Genomic DNA, 21282 nt, shown 5'->3' with positions numbered 1-21282 from the left:
TAAAAAGAGCTCTATAACTATTATTTATCTTTAAAAAACAAGTTGTCTTTACTATCTAAAACTTCATCAGAATAAAGATAGTATTTTCCTTTCTTAAAGACTACTTTTCCTAACTTTTCACCACTTTGAACATTAAAGAAATATAGCTCGTTATTTTTCTCTTTCACTTTGCACATATAGGATTTATCAACCTGAAAACCAATAATAGAGTACACACATTTTTTTGGCGCTAATGTTAAAGTTGACTCTATAGTCGCAACATTTCCACTAGGTAGCTCCTCTGAACTATAATAGTGATATGTACCATGCCACTCATCTACATTTGCAAATGTATTACTAGAAAGAACCAACAATAATAAAGAGCAAAAAATTTTCATTAGTTTAGTTTATAAATAATCAGGTCAAACCATTATAACAAAATTGCAATACAATAAAATATTTTATTATTTTATAAATCAACCCTTAAAAATACTATTTTTGAAAATTAATGCTTATCACTATTACCAAATATAGAGAAATATATGAAAGAAATTGTTGTTTTTGACTTGGATGGGACATTACTATCCGGTGACTCTACAAAGGCATGGTTAACAGATAAATTGAAATCTAATCTTCTCAGATTTATCGCTGCAATTATTGTTAGTCCGATTGCTTTACCTCTTATGAAATTCAAGAAATATAAATCTAAAGGTGCTTCATTGTATTTGTGGATTGCAACGTATGGTGTGAATGAAGAATAATTAGAATATAGCTTTAAGAATTTCTCTAAGAATATCAATGGAACTACTTCCAGTTCATTATATTGGTTTGAGAAAGGTATAGCCGAAGTTAAAGATCATTTAGCCAATGGAAGAATTGTGTTTATTGCCACGGCTGCACCAGAAAAGTTAGCGAATGTTTTACTCGAGTCTATTAATCTAAATGTACAAATTATTGGTACTCCTCTACAAAACAAGCTAGGAGGATGGATAAGTGGGATACATTGCAGGTCTGAAGAAAAAGTAAGAAGATTGAATAAGCTTGATATCAAACAACCTTGGTTTGCAACATACAGTGATGATATTGAAGATGACTTACCTATTTTGATTGGCGCTAAACTTCCCTATTTAATTAACGGTGATGACAAAAAAACTAAAAACATTAAAATCAAAAACTTAAAACAATTAAATTGGTTTTAAACTTATGATATGAATATTGTTTATATAAGCTTTCTAAAGACTAAATATAGATAGTATAGGCACTTTTAGTAATAAAAGTGCTTATAAAAGTGATTTTATATATTTATAAGCTATCTACCAGTTAATTTGACTCTTAACGTATCTTTACAACAAGTTAGATAAAAATCTTATCAAAATCTAGAATTACAGAAATATATTAGATATTCATTAAAACCACTTTTAATGAAATAATTTTATATTTTCTAAATAAATATAATGATTCATGACTCTAATCATTTTTTTCAAATTCTAAATACCATTCGCTTCCCACATTTCAACAGCTTCTTGACATTGTTCAAGAGAATGGAATGCAAATACTCTAGTATCTTTCATAGTAATTCTAATAGCATCAGAATTTAAATCGAATACATTTTTCTCAACAGAGCATTGATAATCCTTTAGTTTATAACCGTTTAATTTCTTACATTTTGGTTGTTCTAACTTTTCATCAAAAGTATACCAATCATTTAAGGTTTTACCCATACAAGTAATTTTATCCTGAGCATCCATTTGCGGTTTTGAATTCTCTATTTTTGTATCTCTCAGTTGAGAAACAGAAGTCTCCTTTATCAGTGAGTCATTAGTATTATTTGGCTGTGATTTTATAACTGAATTTGATTCTTTTTGCTGTTCAATAGATACATTAGATTCTTTTTCCACTTTGTTAACATCATTGCAAGCCGTCAAAAGTAAAATACATAGGACTATTAAAATTTTATTCATTACTCATCTCATAATGTTGAATTATCTAAAAAAGTAGTAGGATCTATTAGATCAGACCGTCGTTGATAGGCATTGTTGCCACGAACTGTTAATGGGCCAGTATCTTTAGGATTAGAATACATCTCCAAATGTAACATCATACTTGGAACTTGTATTGTGAGTTTACCTACATAGCCAATAGTTTGTCCGCGTTTTACATCATCTCCAACTTTTACTAAGGACTTCCCTGCCAGAACCTCGCCATAGCGTATAATATGTTTTTTATGTACAATTTCAATTACATCAGTACCAGAATAAAAACCTTTTACCACACGTACTTTTCCATCAGCCATCGCTCTAATTTCAGTTCCTACTGGTGCATACAGATCACAACCTGCATGTTTCCGTGTTCCACCACTACGATTTGAACCAAATCTACCGCTCCCATTTTTATAAGAACTTGTACGAGTTTTTAATGGGAACAAATAAGATTCATCCTCTTTCAATTTATCTATTCTTAACACAATAACTGGCATAGGATTCTTCAATACAGCGGTATAAAGTACTTGTTCTTTACTATCAACATCTACAACAATTTCAATTTTCTTCCCTTCTTCGCCCCGATGTTTTTTTAATCCAATCCCATCTTGCCCAGTATAATGTGTTCTTTTTGCGCCATTATATTTAATTGAATAAGCTAGATTTTCTTCCTTACCTGTCTCTTTATTTATTGTTTTAATAGTAAAAGCGACATCACTACCATATTGTTTAGTTAAAGGATTACCATTTTTCTCTGTATGAACATTCTCTGTTTTTCCTAATGAAGGAATAAAATCAATTAAGTAATCAACAAAGCTCTCTTCATTCTTAGACGGTGTTTCTTTCGCTGGTGCTTTTTTTGCTGGTACTGTCTTACTTGGAGTATTTGGAGCTACTCGAGGCATCTGTATTGTTGTAGCTGCAGGATTTAAGTTGACATTAATTACAGAAATACTTGGATCATTTCTTAATGTCAAAACAGGTTTCTTATTTGAAAGTAGCAATTTATAAACAAATGCATTCAACATTTTTAATTGAATAAAGCCATTACTATCAGTTGTTTTCTCTATTTCTCTACCTCTATATGAAACAAAAAACTTATTATTTTTTAAAATCTTGCCTTTACTATCATGTATCTTCAATTTCACGCTGACTAGCCCTAATGGAACTGATATACAGCTATTTTCTATTCCTTTAGTTACGGATATTGTTTTTAGTTTTTGGTAACCTTTACTTCCATTTACCAATATATCTAAATTTTCACCCTCTTCTGCGATTATACCAGTTTTTATTCCTTAACTATCAGAAGTATGCTCTTTGATCTTACCTTTATATCTTACGAAAAACCTCATATTCGTTATTTTTCTATTTGTGTCACTTTCTATTATGGTTATATCAAATTTTATATCTTTAGAAGTATTTGTTTTCACCTCATCTTTCTTCGAATCAACAGTTTTCTGTTCAACAACAACAACTTTTTCTTGTTTTGGCTCTGGTTCAGCAGGTTTTTGTAAAACAGATTGAATTTTAATATCTTCACTTACACTTAATTCAATAGATTGTTTTTTATCAGAGGCTTGGGTAATAACAGCTGATTGTTTTCCATCTGCCTTAATTATAATTTTACTGCCTGGATGTCTAATAATAACAGGTAATAGTCCTTGCTCATCTGACTCTGCATTTACAATAAACTTTGATTGTTTAAACTTACCACTATATTCAGATTCAATAGTTACTTTTTTATTTTTTGCTATTTGTCCAATTTGGTTCTTTAATTTTATATATATTTTTCTACTACAACAGCTTTCTAAGTCATAATGGTTAAACATCTCAATATATTTACTAATATGAACATTATTTCCATCTACTTCTTTATAATTTCCTTTAAAACCTGATATACCTAAAAAAGAACCTAAGCCTCCGTCACCAACTAAATGAGCCCCTGCAATAGCACCCGATTCAGTAATTTCAATTCCATTTATTATTTTCCCGTAGTTTTCATTAAAACTTCTATTTCTTAATCGTTTGCAAAGAAGATCTATCCATTCTCCAATGATTTGAACCTGCTTAGCAGGAGATTTCAAAAAATCTGATAAAGAATTAACACCATTGTGTCCAGTCCAACTCCCTGTCCAATCGTTTTCTTCAGTTTTATCAGAATTATCTTTCCAATGCTTATAATAACCAAGATCGATAAGTGCAGCTTCCCCAAACTGGAAAAAACCAATATAACCCAGAGAATTTTTATTTTGGCTTGCTCTAATGTTTACTGGTGCCGTTAAGGGTAAACTTAAATCTGATGAAGATTCCATTCTTGAAACGGCACAAATAAATCCATATCGCGTTAATGGATATGACTTTTGATTTATAGATTTACCATTTTTCATTTATTTAAGTCCTCAAAACTAAATCGTTTAATATCAATTTTTTTATTATTGATATATGAACTTAAAATAGGTTTCATTTTCTCAAAATTCCCCAATCCAGGGCAACTTAACTCAACACCATTTTTATTCGCTTTTTTTGTTGGAAAAAACTTATCTTCAAACATATCATAGCGACCTAAATTTCTAAAATATGAAAAATAATTACCATTAGTATCACTAATGATATTTATATCACTATGATCATTTTTTAGATAAGCATAATAAACTTGGTATTTATTTTTATTCACTTCAATAACTTGACATTCCCCTGTTGACATCCATTGAGGATCTTTTGGGTTTAAGCCAATAGTCTTTACAAGCTTTGCTTTATTGTTATCTTCCCAAATTTGTTTACATGGGACATTAACTTTATCAATTTTGATACTTTCATTCTTATTTTTGAAGCTATCCCAAATTTTTTCACAAGCATTTTCTTCAGCAAAAACTTGTATTGAGATAAATGTGCTCAGTAGCAATATTAGACTGCGTTTCATCTCTTAAACTCCAAATTTATTAAAATCATCTTCTAGATCATCTTTATATTCATCATCTAGCGCTTCTGCAAGCTGGCTCTGAATTCCATCATCTACAAAATCCCCAGTATCATGATCATAAATATCTTCATTTAATTCCTTCGTAGGTATAATACTTTTATTGTCATTATTGCTAATAAATTGAATTTCAATAGTATCTGATGAATCACTAAATATTCTTGGTGTTCGACCCATTTCATCTAACATTCCAACATATTCTGTATTCTTTGTTTTATTGATAACTTTAAATCTAATTTCCTCTTTCAAATTTTCTAAATTGAAAATATCACTAAAATCAAATCTTCGACTAAAAATTCCACTCTCAGGCATTTTCGGCAACTCAGCATTTACTGTTGCTCCACTTGTAAATAAATGCTGCCCAGCTTTACTTTCAAACTTACCACCTGTTGTTGAAAATACGCCATTCGCATTAATTTTGAGCTGAGATCCACCCGCTGTTAAAACAATTTCTCTTGGACTGATAAGCTCGATTCTTTCTTCAGTAGAAATGAGCTTTATGACCTTTTTAGCAATTGCTTCAATAGCATCGTCTTGTGCTTGTAGTTCGAGCTTTCCTTTTGCTGCATAAGCACGGAAACCCTTTTGCGCGGCAAACAAGCTTATTTTGTCTTGCGCATGCCCAATGATATTTTTCTGTGCACTTAAATTAATTGAACCGCTGGCACTTTCAGCAATATCTTGCGAAGCTTGCAGAATAATATTTTCAGGTGTAGTCAAAGCAATGCCATTTGGTGATGCTAATAACATAAGCGCTTGTCTAAAAATTTTGCCTTGTTCTTGCTGTTTAGCATCGGAACTGCTTTCTAAACCTTGGGTATAACCTTCCATAAAGCCTTGCAAAGAACTTAATGCTTTAGAAGGTGATACTTCCAATTTACTGCCTTTACTAAATGTTCCACATACACTCATCATGTCAAAGTCTTTAGTCTCGACATTAGCTAAGACTTTTCCGACCTCTTGAATACTTTCAAATGGATTTTTATGAATGCGGTCTTTAATGCTGGCAAGTTTACCTTTAACGATATCAGCACCATGTTCTTCAACGTTTTCGATGAAAGCTTTTAAGTTTTCTACCGCATCTTTGGCATCACTAAAGAAAGAATTAAATTCGTCTACAACACCTTTTGCATTTCCCCCTAGCGCACCAATATCTTGAATAAAGCCACCACAGTCTTTTAAAGCGTGAATAGGATCGTTATTAATCCCTTCTTTAAATAGGTTCACCGTACTATCTAATGCCTGTCCTGTAGTTTTTAGCTCAAGTGACTGGATGAATTTGGGTAAGCGATTAATCACGTTCAAAGCATCAGTCTGTTGCTTTGCTGCAACTTCACTGAGCATTTTCATGCTTTCATAGCCTTGTGAAAGTAAAGATTGTGCTTGTGCAGCCTCTAAATGGTCCGCAATCGCCTGCTCTTGTGCATAGGTACTAATGAGCATGCCTTTACCCGCACGCACAGCTCCCCAAGCATCTGTTCTTAACTCAAAGCCTTCACCACGGCCTTGGCTCGTCGCTTGTTCTTTCGGATGGCTCAAATTACCCAAGTTCAGCTGTGTTGCTGCATGACTACTTTGTAATTGGGTACTAATTTGCCCTGTCGTGTCATCAAAGCGTAATTGGTTAAAGCCACTACCACTGATTTCCTGACTGCGAATTCCGCTTAGTTTTTTAGTATCAGGAAGCTGCCCTTTTACGTCGAACTTGGTTGGTGAGCGCTGCGCTTCATGGATGCGCCCAGTCACAAATGGACGGTCAATATTGCCATCGAAGAAGTCAATGACAACCACTTCACCAATACGTGGTAAGAAACGTGCGCCATAACCCTCTCCTGCCCAAGGAGTCAGTACATCGACCCAAGCTGAGTCGGTATCATTGTCATTGCTCCCTGCTCCACCGTCATGCCCATGATCATCACTACGGGTGAATAGAAAACGCACCTTAATGCGTCCCCATTCATCAACATGAATAATCTCCCCCTCTGGCCCCACGACTTTGGCTCTTTGCGGGTACGCAATTGGGCGATGCTGTTCTGGATTATATTCAGGTGCCGTCTTGATCTGACGGCGTATTAATATCAGCTCATTACCTTGGCGCTCAATATCATCATAACTATGCTTATCCCAACGACTTTGGATTAACAACTGGCTCACTTGCTGATGTAAATCTTTTGGTAAGTTATTTTGGTTATAGAAACTTTTAGCAATGATTAAGAACTCTTGATCTGCTCCTTCATGCTGGTCAATTTCAGGATGCTCCTGTAAGTTAAACCAATAGCCGACTTGACTATCACGGACGCTACTATAAGCCTTAAAATATTTGGCCCGACTCGCGTACATATCCGTAAATTGCTGATTCAATTTCTCTAGCTGATTACTACTTGAAGCAGTGGCCTGATCTTCCCCTTTCAAATCTTGCATCCAAGCAGGACTAACATGCCATGCTTGTTCAAGGCTTAAACTCGCTGAATCAAATTGTTCTGAATGTAGGTGTGTAGTGATAACTGAACCTACACCTTCTTCGTGTGCTAGAGCATCAGGTTGCCAGCGTTGCACATGTACCGCAGTCGGTTGCAGACTCCGCACCGCAACAAAACCCGTAATACTATCTTGATATTCTGTTGCACTACTTCTGTGATAGCGAATACTACGACGTGCTAAAGCTTGATACTGGCTATTATCATCAATGAGTCTAAGTTTTTGAGATTGTATAGATGCAGTAAAGTGAGGAACAAAAAGCTCTGCTTCATCAATTACCCAACTAACGCCTTCACTTCGCCACAAGCGTGTAAGAAAGTCATTATCAGATTCATTGTGCTGCATGATAAATGGGCGAATATCATAACTCTGACTTAACCCACTAAGATCGAGACTTAAACTTTTCGCAAAAAGTGGACTTCTTTCTTGCCATTCTTTAAATAAAACTTCAGTGACCTCAATAATGCTTTTATTCATAAAAACACGACTATTACGGCGCTTGTGCCATAAGTTTGTGGCGTCTTTTAAGGTGAGTTTATAAAGCGTTAAAGCACCGTCACTCTGGCCATAACTCGCTTCTGTCACAATTCCAGTAGTTCGAAATAATTGTCCAGAATCAGTGACCTGATCAACAGCAACTTGCACACCTATAAACTGCTTCAATGCAATTTGGGCACTCATTGAAAGGCAGATCAACTCAGCTTCCAATCCCCCATTTAGCTGATGTTGGCCTTCTATACGTTGTAAAAAAACTTGGCTGTTGAGTAGTTCATTAGAAAATTGCACATGAACGGCACGTTTCTGCGCACTTAACCCTATTTTTTCCAAAATATTAAAGATATTAAAAAGCATTTTTTATAATCATAAGGATATAAAACGGCTGCACTTTATAAAAAACAGACCTATCTGTCTATATCATTATTCTTTTTTTGAATTTGTTTTCTTATATTTTGACCTATTCCTAAGCAATAAAAAGCCCAACATAGTGTTGGGCTTTTTTAAAGAGCTTTAAGCTCTTTTTTTGGTTGTCTTAAATACTGGATAAAAACGGAATAACTGCCATAAACAGACCAGTAATAGTAAGAGGAAGTAGACCAATGACCAAACTGGCAAAGATTGACCTAAAAAGGTCCAATCAATTGCTGCACATTCACCTGAACCCGACAATACTTCTTGTAAAACCGTTTTCATTGGCAAGGCATCAATTAGATAATTTAAACCCGGACCACAGCTTGGTACTTGATCAGGTGGTAAATGTTGCAACCAGACATGACGTCCTGCCACACCCACTGACCATAAAATTGCAATGCCTGCTAAAAATGCATAAAAACGTTTAATCGCATTGGAAACTGGGTTATGCAAAAAGGCTATGAGTGCTACAAGGCCCATCGCCATTAAGCCAACACGTTGAAAAATACAGAGCGGACATGGCTCTAAACCTTTTACATGTTCCAGATACAACGCAAAAGACATGCCGACTATACTTGCTAAAACAAGTAGTCCACTCACCAAACGGTAACTTAATCGCATGTAAAACCTCGTTTTATTATCGATATTGTTCAAGATATTGATCAAAACTGATCTTGGTATCTTGCTCAAGTTTTTCTTGCTGCTGTAAAGATTGCGCAGCCAACTGTTCAAAATGTTTCAAAGTTTCCACACTAAGCTCATGCTGTTCATAACTTTCAGCATGTAACTGAGCCATGTGGCTACCAAAACTCCAAGTTCCACCATGCTTTAACGTATCGTCAATGACATGGGCAGATAAAGTTTCATCAACTTCATCAATTCGTGCTTGCATGACCGCCAAAGCTGAACCATACAAGTCCGTTGCATAGGTCTGATCGAGTAGCTGTGCACAATCTTGCATTTTTGCAATATGTAAACGTGCCCAATCTTCGATGTGATATGACCCAGTTAAATCTGTAATGGTGGCGTTTGGCGCTCGACCTCGGTTGACCACCTCTGTCTGGTTTTTCTCAACCAAGTCTTGCTCAGAACATAACAAGTCTGGGCTATCACTTAACAAACAATAAAGTGCTAACACTTCAAGAAAGCCTGCTGTCGTTTCATCAATGCCAATTGCCGAGTATGGATTTACATCTACAGCACGTAACTCAACATAGCCCACGCCTCGATTTTTTAAAGCTTGAGACGGTGTTTCACCTGCTTGAGGCACCTGTTTTGGACGTACTAGACTGTAATATTCATTCTCAATCTGCAAAACATGATCATTAATTTGCAACGGCTCACCAGATGCATCATTTAACCCTAAACGGCTAAATGGTGGGTAAGGAGAATGAACGGCTTTTTGTAAACCATCCAGATAGCCAGACAAATTGTTGTAATGAATACCTAAGCTTTTTTGGGCTGAGTTTTGATAGCCCAATCGCCCCATACGGAGTGCTGTAGCATACGGTAAATAGTATGAACCTTTGATTAAAGGCAACAAATGATGTTTGTGTCCGGTCAAGAAACAACGACATACTGTTGGACTCGCGCCCACCAAGAACATGACCAATGGTGTTAAACGAATAAAATTACGAATAAGGCCAAAATAACGATGGCTACAATAATCCTGCAAACTTAATGATTTTAATTGTTCGTCAGTTTCATGAGCTTGTAGCTCAGCAAAAAGTGTATCTGGGAAAGATAAGTTGTAATGCACACCTGAAATGGTCTGCATACGACGACCATATCGAATTCCTAACCCACGGCGATATAGTGTTTTAAAACGACCAATATTAGAGGTGCCGTACTGCGCTAGACGAATGCGTTCTTCATTGTCGTCTAACATACATGGCATAGACAGCGGCCAGAGTTTTTCACCATTTTCTAAATGATGATGCACAACCGCATGAATATCGGTGAGCTCGTGCAGAGCTTCTTCAATGGTTGGCTTAGGTGAAGTAATAAACTCCATCAACGCTTCTGAATAATCAGTCGTAATTTTTGGATGTGTTAAAGCTGAACCTAATGCTTTCGGATGTAACTCTTGTGATAAGAACCCATTACTTTGCATACGTAGGCTTTCACGCTCTATTCCACGTAACATGCCTTGTAGTAGCGACGAATCCACCCAAGCAGGAATAACTGATTGAGATGGTGTAGTGGGTTGACTCATGCATTTGCTCGCTTATTAAAGATCACTATATACAAAATCGTGAGATGATACGGTTACTTATATAATCACATCATTCCAGTTTGGCAATTTTTATCACAATCTTGTTATTTAAGACACGAAAGAATTGTGATTTTATTGAAGAATAATTGCTAAAGAGTTGTCAATATCATGAACGAACAAGACATTTTAAACTTCTGGTTTTCTCCTGAACACCGTTCACTTTGGTTTGCAAAAAGTGATGATTTTGACAAAAAAATCCGTGAAAATTTTTCTGATGTTCATCGACAGGCAACTCAAGCAGAACTCTGGTCTTGGCGAAAAACAGCAGAAGGTCGTTTGGCAGAGATTATTGTACTAGACCAGTTTTCTCGCAACATCTATCGTGATCAGCCCCAATCTTTTGCCTATGACGGCTTGGCATTAGCTTTGGCACAAGAAGCAATTAGTTTGCAACTCGATGCACAGCTTAATCCAGAGCAACGCTCTTTTTTATATATGCCGTTTATGCATAGTGAATCAAAATTGATCCATGAATTTGCCTTGAAACTATTTCAACGTCTTGGCAATGAAATTAACTTAAGCTTTGAAAAAAAGCATAAAGTCATTATTGATCGCTTTGGACGCTATCCTCATCGCAATACCATTCTTGGACGTGTTTCTACTCCAGAGGAAACCGAATTTTTATTAGAACCGAACAGTAGTTTTTAAAGCTTATTAATTTTTAATGCTGAGTCATCTTTGTTTTAATACTCAGCTGGGAGTTCACCATGAAATATCTCTCTCTTTGTTTAGCATTAGGCACTGCCTTAACTTTAACTGCTTGTGCGACGACTCCAAGTAAACCAAAAACCTTTGATCAACTTGGCCAGTTTTCCGCATACCCTTTAAATGCGCAAACGTTTCGTATTAGTTTCCAAGCCGATCCGAATATGAGCTACGGTGCAGCTGAAGAAATCACTTTGGTAAAATCAGCACAAACGACCGTGCAAAAAGGTTTCCGCTTTTTTAAAGTACTGAATGACCCAAGTAACCAAAGTCAGAAACCACCACGTCAGGCTGTGATTTATCCATCTGCGCCGAGCTTTTATCCTTATGGCTATGGTCGTCGCTATCCGGGTTTCTGGCATGATCCGTTCTACGATTTCCCACAAGTGGTCAATATCGACCCTGTTCAAGTGTCGTATACTATTGAATGTTATCGGGATCAAAAGCAAGCTCCTCAAGACGCTTTTGATGCAACCTTGATCTTGAAATCAATCGGACAAAAATATGGATTGAGTCCGACAGGAGCGCTGTTGCCACCGCCCGAGCCTCCAGTAAAACAAAAATGAATAGGATAAATTTATGAGCATGGCAGAAGAAGTTCACCACGTGCCCAGTCTTAAACGTAGTAAATATTTTGCTACCCTAGCGCTGATCATCGTCGTTGTGCTGTGGATTGCACTGATGGTAGCCGACCGTTTTCTGCCAGAGTACACAGGTTTTATTCATATTTTAATGCTAGGGGCCGAAGCAGGTGTAGTTGGTGGTCTAGCCGATTGGTACGCGATTACAGTTCTGTTTCGGAACCCTTTTGGTAAGTTACCGATTCCTAAGTTTTTACGCGACCATACCGAGATTATTCCGCGCAATAAGGCACGCATTGCAGAGTCAATGGGCCGTTTTGTACAGGAAAATTTTCTTTCGCCTCAAGTAGTCGAAAGAAGCTTAGAAAAAACAGACTTAAGTCTCGCAATTGGTCAATGGTTGGCAAGTCCACAAAACAATACTCAAGTAGTGCAGCTCATTCAGCAAACTGTACCGAAAATTTTTGAATTTGTGAGCCAAGAGCAAATTGCTAATTTCGTGCAAAACAACAGTGTGCAATGGGTACGTAATACCCAAGTCAACAAACTCGCCAGTGAGATGCTACGCGCGGTATTGGAAAATGATTTCCACCAAGACGTTTTACAGCGTGGTCTCGATATCGCTCATGAATGGGTCGTACAAAATCCAGATAAAACTCGTGAATTAACCCGAAAAATGTTTAAAGCACTAGGCGTCTGGTCACTTGCAAGAGGTGCAAGCTGGATTGGAATTGATGTTCAACAACGTACCATCGACTCATTGGTTGAAAAAGTAGAATCGATGCTGGCAGACCATGAACACCCATGGCGGCAAGAAATTGAAACAATTGCACATTCACTCATGCTGGAACTAGCGAAACCCGATAGTGTTGCCAGTCAACGTCTTAACAGTGGTAAAGATGCGCTCCTTGATAGTCCTCAAGTTCTAAATTTCATTAGTGGTGCTGTCACCATTTTGTGTGATGCCATTAAAGAAGATTTAATGAAAGAAGACTCTGGCATTGCAATGAACCTGCGGGCTGCGATTCAGCAGCTCGGTGAAAACCTTGTTCAAAATGTAAAAGTACGTGAAGTTCTCAACAAAGAAATGACAGGACTTGCCATGAATTTTACGGATCAGTATAGCCATAAAATCATACGCTATGTGAGTGAACGCATTCATGAATGGGACTCACGTGAAATGATCGGGAAAATTGAAAATGAAGTCGGTGGCGACTTGCACATGATCCGTGTAAATGGTGTGGTAGTGGGTGCATTTATTGGTTTGACACTCGGTGTAATTCGGGCAGTGATTGAATCAATTTTATAACTTTAAATATTTTTAATAAGAGAACAATATGCTTCAGCTACAGTCAAAATTGGCCACTCAAGGCGTGACTATTTTTAGTACCATGACGGCACTGGCACATCGTCTAGGTGCACTCAACCTGTCACAGGGCTTTCCAGATTTTCCGGCGCCACAAGCCCTACTTGAAGCCTTATCTCAAGCGACTTTAGCTGGACATAATCAGTACCCGCCTGGCGATGGTATTCTCGGTTTACGGGAGCAACTCGCTTTACAATTTCAGCAGCGTGATCAAATTCAACTTGATCCTGTTACTCAAATCACGATTACTCCCGGTGCAACCATTGCAATTTTTTGTGCCATACAAGCCTGCATCAATGCAGGTGATGAAGTCATTATTTTTGACCCAAGTTATGATAGTTATGGCCCTTCTGTCGAATTAGCAGGCGGCAAAGCGGTTCATATTGCCCTGCAAGCACCCGACTTTAAGGTGAACTGGCAACAGGTTAAAGATTTGATCAATGACAAAACACGCATGATTGTGGTGAATACTCCCCATAATCCAACAGGTACGATCTGGGATAAACAAGACTGGTTAGAACTCATTGAACTGATTCAAGATAAAAATATTTTAGTTTTATCCGATGAAGTCTATGAACACTTAGTTTTTGATAGTCAACAACACTTTAGTGCATTGCATTTTCCAGAGCTCAGAGAGCGTAGTTTTGTAATTGGTTCTTTTGGAAAAACCTTTCATGTGACGGGATGGAAAACAGGTTACTGCGTCGCTTCACCTGAACTGATGCGTTTATTCCGCCAGATTTATCAATATGCGAACTTCTGTGGTACGACTCCTTGTCAGATTGCTCTAGCACAATATATGGAGCAACATCCAGAACATATTCAAGAGCTTTCGCAGTTTTACCAAACGAAAAGAGATCGATTTAATCAGGCAATTCATAATAGTCGTTTTTTACTTAAACCTTCTCAAGGTACTTATTTCCAAAACCTCGATTACAGTCAAATTCGTCCCGACTTAAACGATGTAGAAATGTGCCAGTTTCTTGCCGAACAACATAAGATTGTGGCTATTCCAGTTTCGGTTTTCTATCAGCAAGCGCCTGAGTCTTTACGCTTGATTCGATTCTGCTTTGCTAAAAATGATGAGACTCTGAAAAAAGCAGGAGAAATTTTGAATCAATGTTAATAAATTTAGCCACTTAGCGCTGTAAAAATACTACAAGTCATTCGCTCCAACTATGCTAAGTTGAATATCCGCCCAGCTCAACAAAGAGATGGGCGATGGAGAATACATGCCACCAAGACAGTCCTTAATTCAACAGCAAAATCTATGGAAAACATTTTTTGTTTTCTTGCTACCCTTGATTGCAACCAATATTTTGCAGAACTTGTCGGGAACTATTAACACCATCTTTGTTGGTCAAATGATGGGAGTTGATGCGATTGCTGCCGTCTCGGTTTTTTTTCCTATCTTATTTTTGCTCCTCGCTTTTATCATCGGGATTTCAACGGGTACTACTGTTTTAGTAGGACAAGCATGGGGCGCGCAAAATATAGAAAAGGTCCAAAGTGTGGTTGGTTCTACCCTGTTTATGACCATCATTGGCGGAATTATTACCGCGATTATCGGTGTGTTTTTCGCTCATGATATTTTGGAGCTTTTAGGTACAGATCCCAAGGTCATGCATCTTTCTTTGCCGTATGTGCAATGGATGCTGGCAGGTAGCCCACTTCTGTTCGTTTATATTATCTATACCTCAATTTTACGTGGTGTGGGAGATAGTACAACCCCTTTACTGGCCCTTGCTCTAACAAGTGTAATTGGTTTAGTAATTACCCCAATATTACTTAAAGGTTATTTTGGCTTACCTGCTCTTGGGATTATTGCTCCAGCAATCGCAACGATCATGGGTTATGTGGCTATTTTGATTTTTCTCGCGATTTATCTAAATAAGAAAAATCATCCACTCCGGCCGAATCGTCAACTTCTGCAACATATTCGTCATAATCCAGAACTGAGTAAAATCATTTTACGTTTAGGCGTCCCAACTGGTATTCAAATGATTACGACCTCAATGGCGGGTTTAGTTATTGTTGGGTTGGTTAACCATTATGGTTCACATGCTACAGCAGCGTATGGTGCAGTGAATCAGGTGCTCAACTACATTCAGTTTCCAGCGATTTCGATCTCCATCGCAGCCTCAATTTTTGCAGCGCAAGCGATTGGTGCGGGTAAATCAGATCTCTTAGCACGAGTAACTCGCACGGCTCTGGGAATGAACTTTTTATTTACAGGTACCTTAATTGCACTTGGTTATCTATTTTCAAAATATTTGATGGCTTTATTCATCACAGACCCAACTGTGGTGGTGTTAGGACAGCAGCTTTTATTTATTGTACTTTGGGCAATTTTATTCTTTGGCGCAGGTGCCATTTTTGCATCTATCATGCGTGCGAGCGGTACCGTGACTGTTCCAATGCTGATTAACATCTCTGCCATTTTATTTATTGAGATTCCATGTGCTTACTGGTTTAGCTCAATGTGGGGACTTAAAGGCATTTGGGTTGCCTATGCCTTGGCATTTGTCAGTCTATGTATTATTCAAGGCTTGTATTATCAATTTATCTGGAAGAAAAAGACGATCAAAGTTCTTATTTAGAACTATTTAAATATTATAAAAAAAGCCATCAATTGATGGCTTTTTTGCATTGAAAATTATTTCATTAACTTAGTCACAATGGTTGAAGCACGTTGGTATCCGGTCGGGAATAAACGCTGGAATGCATCAAGAATTTTTGCATCACTACCAATCAATAAACGGCGTTTATTTTTCAAAACAGCATCCAAGATTTGACGGGCAGCTTCTTCTGGAGGAGTACGAAGTAGCTTGTCAAAGTTTTGAATCGATTTTGTCGGGTCCATACCTAAACTAGTCAAACTGTCACTCATTTTTGCAGCTTTAGCAATATTGGTGCGAATGCCTCCCGGATGTACGCACAAAGAACTTACGCCACTTTTTTCAATATCCAACTCTTGGCGTAACGATTCGGTAAAGCCACGCACAGCAAATTTAGTTGCATTATAGCCAGATTGGGTTGGTTGAGCAGTTAGACCAAATAAGCTCGAGATGTTAATAATGTGCCCATCTTGAGTTTGCTTAATGAACGGTAAAAATTCTTTAGTACCGTATACGACACCCCAGAAGTTAATCCCAACAATCCACTCTAAATCTTCGTAGGTTGCGCCTTCGACAGTCGAGCCTAACGCAACGCCAGCATTGTTAAAAATCAGGTTAACAGAACCGTGATCTTGCACAGTTTCTTGCGCCCACTGTTTTACCGCTTCACGGTCAGACACATCAAGCTTTTTGGTGGTAACAGTAATATTGCTGTAAGGCTTTAAAAGCTCGACAGTTTGTTGTAATCCTTTTTCATTAATATCACTCAACGAAAGATGGCAGCCCTGTTTTGCCAAAAGAATTGCTAACTGTTGCCCAATGCCAGAACCCGCGCCCGTAATTGCAGCGACTTTGTTTTTAAAATTTTTCATTGTCCATCCTTTGTTTTTCGATATTTGCACAGTCGGTTCATTGCATGTGCAGTTCAGACATCTTCAATATAATTTTGACAATATCCATTGTCAATATAGTACACTGTAATTTCAGATAGAATGGCACAATTCTTCTGAGGGCTTTATCATAGTGAGCATATTTGGCCAAAACCTATAAATTAGGAAACCAATCTTTAGGAAACGACTTATTTATGGCGACTAACGACTCAACCAGTAAAAAGAAAACAAAAAGTGTGAGTAAAGAACGTCAGTTCAAAGGGTTATCTCTATCTGAACGTAAAGAGGCACGCCGTGAAAAACTGATTGAAGCAGGTATTGCGACCTACGGAACGCTCGGTTTTTTTTCAGTGACGGTAAAAGATGTTTGCCAAGAGGCAAAACTCACAGAACGTTATTTTTATGAATCATTTAAGAAAAGTGAAGATTTATTCCAAACCATCTTTTTAAAAATGATTGAAGAATTACAGCAAAATCTGATGCAAGCCGTGATTAAAGCTGCACCCGACCCAGAAAAAATGGTCGATGCGGGTTTAAGAGCACTGCTGACCACCTTAAAAGATGATCCAAGATTAGCTCGTATCATCTATGTCGATGCCGTTTTGGTACAAGAATTACATAATCAAGCCACCATTCAAGAAACGCTTGCGCAATTTGATCGCATGATTCAGGCCTTTGTTATGCTAACCATGCCGCAAATTCAACACCATGAAAATGAGCTCTCTTTAATCGCAACTGGCTTGAATGGATATGTCACTCAAATTGCGATTCGATGGGTCATGGGAGGATTTGAGCAGTCTCTTGAGCAGGTTTTAACCGCATGCCGTATTGTTTTCTTATCCCTATTAGCCCAAGTTTCAAAATAATATTAAAGTTTTTTGACAGCTAATAATCTGAAAAACCGGTTAAGCAATTATGGTAATAACCCATTGAATGAATTTAAGAAGTTTAAAGTTTATATGTCATCATTTGGTCATGCCTTTGCCTTGGTTTTGTCACAAATTATTGCTAAATTCAATTTTATAGACTTTTCTGCAATGAAATTGTCATAATTAATCTTTGTAATAAGCCTGTCATAACTACAAAACGGTTCACCGTTAAATCTATAGGATATTGCGCTGTGAAAGATGACTATATTTTAATTGTCGATGATGAGCTCCCTATTCGTGAAATGATCCATACTTCTTTGGACATGGCAGGCTTTCAGTGTTTACAGGCTGAAGATGCCAAACAGGCTCATCAAATTATCGTCGACCAACGTCCGGCGCTTATCTTGCTTGATTGGATGTTACCTGGAGGCGTAAGTGGTGTCGATTTATGTCGCCGCTTAAAACGTGATGAGAACCTAGCAGAAATTCCAGTGATTATGCTCACCGCTCGTGGAGAAGAAGACCATAAAGTACAAGGTCTTGATGCGGGTGCAGATGATTACATGACGAAGCCTTTCTCAACACGTGAACTGGTTTCACGTATTAAGGCAGTTCTGCGCCGTGCAAATGCATTAAGTGGTGAAAAAACAATTGATGCCAATGGTTTAATTCTTGATCCTGTAAGCCAGCGTGTTAGCTTTGGCAACAGCATTTTAGATATGGGCCCAACTGAATATCGCTTACTTGCATTTTTTATGACCCATCCAGAGCGTGCATATACGCGTGCCCAGTTGCTCGATCAGGTATGGGGCGGTAATGTATATATTGAAGACCGCACTATCGATGTGCATATCCGTCGTTTGCGTAAAGTCTTAGAACCTTTTGGTGTTGACCGATTTGTTCAGACTGTACGTGGAACTGGCTACCGTTTCTCAACACGTGCAGATTTAGCCGCAGGTTAACCAAGATTTATGTATGAACCCTACCCCGTCCCTGAACAGGTACGTGAACAAAAACTTTCTCGTTACAGTAGTTTATGGACGTTTGCCAAACAAGATTTACGGCTTTTATTATTTTTTCTAATTATTGCCGGTTTAGTCGGTTTAGGTGTCGGGTATTTCTGGAGTTGTATTTTTATCGCCTTCGTGGTGTTTTTTACACTCCAGTTGCGTTCTTTATATCTGGTCAATGACTGGATTGCCAATAAACCTTATGATGTGCCTCCAAATCTTAACGGGATTTGGGGTGCATTATTATTTAATGTTTACCGTGCTCAGCGTCAGGAACGAATTGTTCAGGCCGAAATGGTCGGTTTAATTGACCGAGCACAATCTTCCTTAGTTGCCCTTGCTGAGGCCGTAGTTCTAATTGATGATCAACATCAAATCGAATGGTGGAACCCAGCCGCAGAGCGTTTATTAGGGATTAGTCCACTTGACCGTGGCCGAAACCTCTTAACGATTTTACGTCAGCCGACCTTTATTGAATATTTTAACAATATTGATCAGGCACCCGATGGGATTAAACTCCATTCCAATTTTGATGATGACCGTTATGTACAGGTTAAGCTCACTCGATTTGGTGGAGAAAGTCGTTTATTAGTAGCTTACGACGTGACTCGTATGCATAACCTTGAGCAAATGCGTAAAGACTTCGTCGATAATATTTCACATGAACTTCGTACACCATTAACCGTACTGAGTGGTTATATCGAAACATTTACCGATCAGGAAGATATTAGTCCACGCTGGAAACGTGCCTTTGATCAAATGCAGTCACAAACCAAGCGTATGAATGCTTTGGTCAATGATTTACTGTTGTTATCAAATTTAGAAAATAACAAGAAAATTGCGAAAAATCAGATTATTGAAATGCCGAGTTTAATGAATCAATTATTTGATGATGCTCAGGCCTATAATGCCGATTATGGACATACGCTCAATTTACACATTGATAGCCACTGCGACCTGATTGGTTCCGACATGGAAATTGCCAGCGCATTTAGTAATTTAATTACCAATGCCATCAAGTACACGCCAAAAGGTGGAACCATTACCATTGGCTGGCATGATGATGGCGAACATGCTTACTTTAGTGTACAAGACACGGGCATCGGAATTAATCCTAAACATTTACCACGCCTGACTGAACGCTTCTATCGTGTGGACAGCGACCGTAGCCGTCAAACAGGTGGTACAGGTTTAGGCTTAGCAATTGTAAAACATGTGCTTATGCAACACGGTGCGTATTTAGATGTGCAGTCTAAAGAAAACGAGGGATCAACATTTACCGCAGTTTTTCCAAAAGAAAGACTATATAACATGACCTAAAACTATTCCCTGCACATACAAAAAAGCCGACTCATGAAAAGTCGGCTTTTTTGTATTATTTAAACCAATTTACTTAAAATTGGAGCAATACGATTTTGTCTGATTTTTCTCTATTACGTTTAAAAAACTAGTGGCAAAAGTATTGCTCTGGCGTAATGCATCACGATGATCTCCGCCATCAATCGTTTGATATATAGTTGGTTTTTTTAATTTACATAACTGCTGATAATAAGCAGATGTGCCTCTAGGGTCGACTAAATGATCTTTAGAACCTTGAACAATCATTAATGGCACAGTCGGCACCATATTTTCAATGGACTGTTGTTTTAGATAAGCCAGAAGAGGTTTTAAGTCTGCATTAGGCAGAAATATGCTAGAAGGAGACTTCTTCAAATCAGATTGAAGTTCAGATAAACAGCGACTGCGCGCTTGAGTTAGCACCGCATTCATTTCTGCACTGACTAAGTTTTCAGGAACAATACTTGGTTCTGCTGCTTGTGCTCCCAATAACACAATCGGGAAAAATGCTGCCACACTAGGTTCTGGGTTCGGATTAGTTTTCACATATTCTGCAATGCCTTCATATTGATAGCCGCCTGGCGCAAGAGCAATTGCCCCTTTTAAATCTAGTTCAGGTGCATCTTTTTGACCATAGGCAGACACTGCAATTGCCGCAGCCCCACCTTGACTGTGCCCCATCACCAACCACTGTTTATTAAAGCTCTTGGGCTTAAGCAAATGCAATGCACGCACTGCATCGACAACCGTATGTAGTTGGCTCTTTGCATTCATATAAGGATGCCCGCCTGATGTACCTAAGCCCTGATAATCAGGTGCAACAACTGCATAGCCACGTGCAAGCCAACCATCTAAAGCTTTGGAAGCAACTTCTTGATATGAGTGAACTGGTCCACCCACATAGTCACCCGAAGGTGCACAAGTATCAGCAACTCCTGTCGTCCCATGTGCCCAAGCCAGTATCGGCCAGCCATTTTTTGGTGGTGTTCCTTTCGGTAATAAAATAAAAGCCGATGCAACAATAGGCTCGCCCTGAATACCTCGACTACGATAATTAACCAACAAGCGCTGATCTGCATGAGGAAATAAATCTGTCACATCTTGTTGTGCTATCGAGAGTATGGAGCCTGGTTTTTCGCTCACAATTTGCTTACCCAAATCAGTAATTTGAGCAGCCATAGCAGAGCCAGACACCAAACAAATACTGCTAAATAAAATTTTTAAAAAAGAATTACTTTTTCTAATCAAGGGATTACTCCTCTATTATTTACATTACATCTATTTAAATAATTAATTTATAAAATATAA

The 21282-nt window shown here is 38.0% G+C and carries 18 protein-coding genes and 1 pseudogene; 9 read left to right on the top strand and 10 right to left on the bottom strand.

Annotated elements, in window-relative coordinates:
- Positions 1-20: 20 nt before the first annotated feature.
- On the bottom strand, positions 21-377 hold the full coding sequence (locus HJG58_RS03895) for a DUF5991 domain-containing protein (RefSeq protein WP_170247996.1): 357 nt from the start codon (positions 375-377) through the stop codon (positions 21-23).
- 144 nt (positions 378-521) lie between these two features.
- On the opposite strand from HJG58_RS03895, the pseudogene HJG58_RS03890 reads away from it, so the two are divergent.
- Positions 522-1178 (top strand): annotated as a pseudogene (locus tag HJG58_RS03890) (haloacid dehalogenase-like hydrolase).
- Between the two features lie 288 nt (positions 1179-1466).
- Here the strand turns inward: HJG58_RS03890 and HJG58_RS03885 are convergent.
- The 7 genes from HJG58_RS03885 to gshA all read right to left on the bottom strand — a co-directional run bounded on the left by HJG58_RS03885 (position 1467) and on the right by gshA (position 10537).
- Entirely contained in the window at positions 1467-1940 is a 474-nt protein-coding gene (locus HJG58_RS03885) for a hypothetical protein (RefSeq protein ID WP_170247995.1), read from the bottom strand.
- A gap of 8 nt (positions 1941-1948) precedes the next feature.
- Positions 1949-3106, bottom strand: coding sequence for a M23 family metallopeptidase (locus HJG58_RS18975; protein WP_328704247.1), 1158 nt, complete (start codon positions 3104-3106; stop codon positions 1949-1951).
- 147 nt (positions 3107-3253) lie between these two features.
- Positions 3254-4345, bottom strand: coding sequence for a hypothetical protein (locus tag HJG58_RS18970; RefSeq protein WP_235944456.1), 1092 nt, complete (start codon positions 4343-4345; stop codon positions 3254-3256).
- A complete protein-coding gene (locus HJG58_RS03875) occupies positions 4342-4878 on the bottom strand; it encodes a hypothetical protein (protein WP_170247994.1) in 537 nt (178 codons plus the stop codon). Before HJG58_RS03875 ends, HJG58_RS18970 begins: the two co-directional genes overlap by 4 nt.
- Before the next feature lie 3 nt (positions 4879-4881).
- The gene (locus tag HJG58_RS03870) at positions 4882-8265 is read right to left on the bottom strand and encodes a type VI secretion system Vgr family protein (protein WP_170247993.1); all 3384 of its coding nucleotides are present in this window, start codon (positions 8263-8265) and stop codon (positions 4882-4884) included.
- A gap of 156 nt (positions 8266-8421) precedes the next feature.
- Entirely contained in the window at positions 8422-8943 is a 522-nt protein-coding gene (locus HJG58_RS03865; protein WP_170247992.1) for a disulfide bond formation protein B, read from the bottom strand.
- Between the two features lie 16 nt (positions 8944-8959).
- Positions 8960-10537 carry a glutamate--cysteine ligase gene (gene gshA / locus HJG58_RS03860; RefSeq protein WP_170247991.1) on the bottom strand — a complete coding sequence of 526 codons (1578 nt, stop codon included), beginning with the start codon at positions 10535-10537 and terminating at the stop codon, positions 8960-8962.
- A 168-nt stretch (positions 10538-10705) separates the two neighbouring features.
- On the opposite strand from gshA, the gene HJG58_RS03855 reads away from it, so the two are divergent.
- The 5 genes from HJG58_RS03855 to HJG58_RS03835 all read left to right on the top strand — a co-directional run bounded on the left by HJG58_RS03855 (position 10706) and on the right by HJG58_RS03835 (position 15849).
- Positions 10706-11245 carry a DUF924 family protein gene (locus HJG58_RS03855; RefSeq protein ID WP_170247990.1) on the top strand — a complete coding sequence of 180 codons (540 nt, stop codon included), beginning with the start codon at positions 10706-10708 and terminating at the stop codon, positions 11243-11245.
- A 59-nt stretch (positions 11246-11304) separates the two neighbouring features.
- Positions 11305-11868: a CC0125/CC1285 family lipoprotein gene (locus HJG58_RS03850; RefSeq protein WP_108009723.1), complete on the top strand. Its 564-nt coding sequence runs from the start codon at positions 11305-11307 to the stop codon at positions 11866-11868.
- A 13-nt stretch (positions 11869-11881) separates the two neighbouring features.
- Positions 11882-13192 (top strand): DUF445 domain-containing protein, encoded by a 1311-nt coding sequence (locus HJG58_RS03845; protein ID WP_005078711.1) that lies wholly within the window; start codon positions 11882-11884, stop codon positions 13190-13192.
- A gap of 28 nt (positions 13193-13220) precedes the next feature.
- Positions 13221-14375 (top strand): pyridoxal phosphate-dependent aminotransferase, encoded by a 1155-nt coding sequence (locus HJG58_RS03840; protein WP_170247989.1) that lies wholly within the window; start codon positions 13221-13223, stop codon positions 14373-14375.
- A 106-nt stretch (positions 14376-14481) separates the two neighbouring features.
- Positions 14482-15849, top strand: coding sequence for an MATE family efflux transporter (locus HJG58_RS03835; RefSeq protein WP_216076500.1), 1368 nt, complete (start codon positions 14482-14484; stop codon positions 15847-15849).
- A 56-nt stretch (positions 15850-15905) separates the two neighbouring features.
- Here the strand turns inward: HJG58_RS03835 and HJG58_RS03830 are convergent, their stop codons facing one another.
- Positions 15906-16739 (bottom strand): SDR family NAD(P)-dependent oxidoreductase, encoded by an 834-nt coding sequence (locus HJG58_RS03830; protein ID WP_039766441.1) that lies wholly within the window; start codon positions 16737-16739, stop codon positions 15906-15908.
- 212 nt (positions 16740-16951) lie between these two features.
- Between HJG58_RS03830 and HJG58_RS03825 the strand changes: the two genes are divergently transcribed.
- The 3 genes from HJG58_RS03825 to phoR all read left to right on the top strand — a co-directional run bounded on the left by HJG58_RS03825 (position 16952) and on the right by phoR (position 19956).
- On the top strand, positions 16952-17623 hold the full coding sequence (locus HJG58_RS03825; RefSeq protein ID WP_031949648.1) for a TetR/AcrR family transcriptional regulator: 672 nt from the start codon (positions 16952-16954) through the stop codon (positions 17621-17623).
- A 254-nt stretch (positions 17624-17877) separates the two neighbouring features.
- Positions 17878-18588, top strand: coding sequence for a phosphate regulon transcriptional regulator PhoB (phoB, locus tag HJG58_RS03820; protein ID WP_000650776.1), 711 nt, complete (start codon positions 17878-17880; stop codon positions 18586-18588).
- Between the two features lie 9 nt (positions 18589-18597).
- A complete protein-coding gene (gene phoR / locus HJG58_RS03815) occupies positions 18598-19956 on the top strand; it encodes a phosphate regulon sensor histidine kinase PhoR (protein WP_068564604.1) in 1359 nt (452 codons plus the stop codon).
- A gap of 69 nt (positions 19957-20025) precedes the next feature.
- Here the strand turns inward: phoR and HJG58_RS03810 are convergent, their stop codons facing one another.
- Positions 20026-21222: an alpha/beta fold hydrolase gene (locus HJG58_RS03810; protein WP_216076499.1), complete on the bottom strand. Its 1197-nt coding sequence runs from the start codon at positions 21220-21222 to the stop codon at positions 20026-20028.
- Positions 21223-21282 lie beyond the last annotated feature (60 nt).

The sequence above is a fragment of the Acinetobacter geminorum genome, assembly GCF_013009345.1.
Lineage (GTDB): Bacteria > Pseudomonadota > Gammaproteobacteria > Pseudomonadales > Moraxellaceae > Acinetobacter > Acinetobacter geminorum.
Note: the sequence above shows the minus strand (reverse complement) of the source record. Positions and strands in the feature narration are given on the sequence as shown.

Bases quoted from the DNA above. Each gene is read 5' to 3' on its own strand.
- phoR (WP_068564604.1), top strand. From the start codon at position 18,598: ATGTATGAACCCTACCCCGTCCCTGAACAGGTACGTGAACAAAAACTT.
- gshA (WP_170247991.1), bottom strand. From the start codon at position 10,537: ATGAGTCAACCCACTACACCATCTCAATCAGTTATTCCTGCTTGGGTG.
- HJG58_RS18970 (WP_235944456.1), bottom strand. From the start codon at position 4,345: ATGAAAAATGGTAAATCTATAAATCAAAAGTCATATCCATTAACGCGA.
- HJG58_RS03865 (WP_170247992.1), bottom strand. From the start codon at position 8,943: ATGCGATTAAGTTACCGTTTGGTGAGTGGACTACTTGTTTTAGCAAGT.
- HJG58_RS03870 (WP_170247993.1), bottom strand. From the start codon at position 8,265: ATGCTTTTTAATATCTTTAATATTTTGGAAAAAATAGGGTTAAGTGCG.
- HJG58_RS03845 (WP_005078711.1), top strand. From the start codon at position 11,882: ATGAGCATGGCAGAAGAAGTTCACCACGTGCCCAGTCTTAAACGTAGT.
- HJG58_RS03825 (WP_031949648.1), top strand. From the start codon at position 16,952: ATGGCGACTAACGACTCAACCAGTAAAAAGAAAACAAAAAGTGTGAGT.
- HJG58_RS03875 (WP_170247994.1), bottom strand. From the start codon at position 4,878: ATGAAACGCAGTCTAATATTGCTACTGAGCACATTTATCTCAATACAA.
- HJG58_RS03850 (WP_108009723.1), top strand. From the start codon at position 11,305: ATGAAATATCTCTCTCTTTGTTTAGCATTAGGCACTGCCTTAACTTTA.
- HJG58_RS03885 (WP_170247995.1), bottom strand. From the start codon at position 1,940: ATGAATAAAATTTTAATAGTCCTATGTATTTTACTTTTGACGGCTTGC.
- HJG58_RS03855 (WP_170247990.1), top strand. From the start codon at position 10,706: ATGAACGAACAAGACATTTTAAACTTCTGGTTTTCTCCTGAACACCGT.
- HJG58_RS03830 (WP_039766441.1), bottom strand. From the start codon at position 16,739: ATGAAAAATTTTAAAAACAAAGTCGCTGCAATTACGGGCGCGGGTTCT.
- HJG58_RS03835 (WP_216076500.1), top strand. From the start codon at position 14,482: ATGCCACCAAGACAGTCCTTAATTCAACAGCAAAATCTATGGAAAACA.
- HJG58_RS03895 (WP_170247996.1), bottom strand. From the start codon at position 377: ATGAAAATTTTTTGCTCTTTATTATTGTTGGTTCTTTCTAGTAATACA.
- HJG58_RS03840 (WP_170247989.1), top strand. From the start codon at position 13,221: ATGCTTCAGCTACAGTCAAAATTGGCCACTCAAGGCGTGACTATTTTT.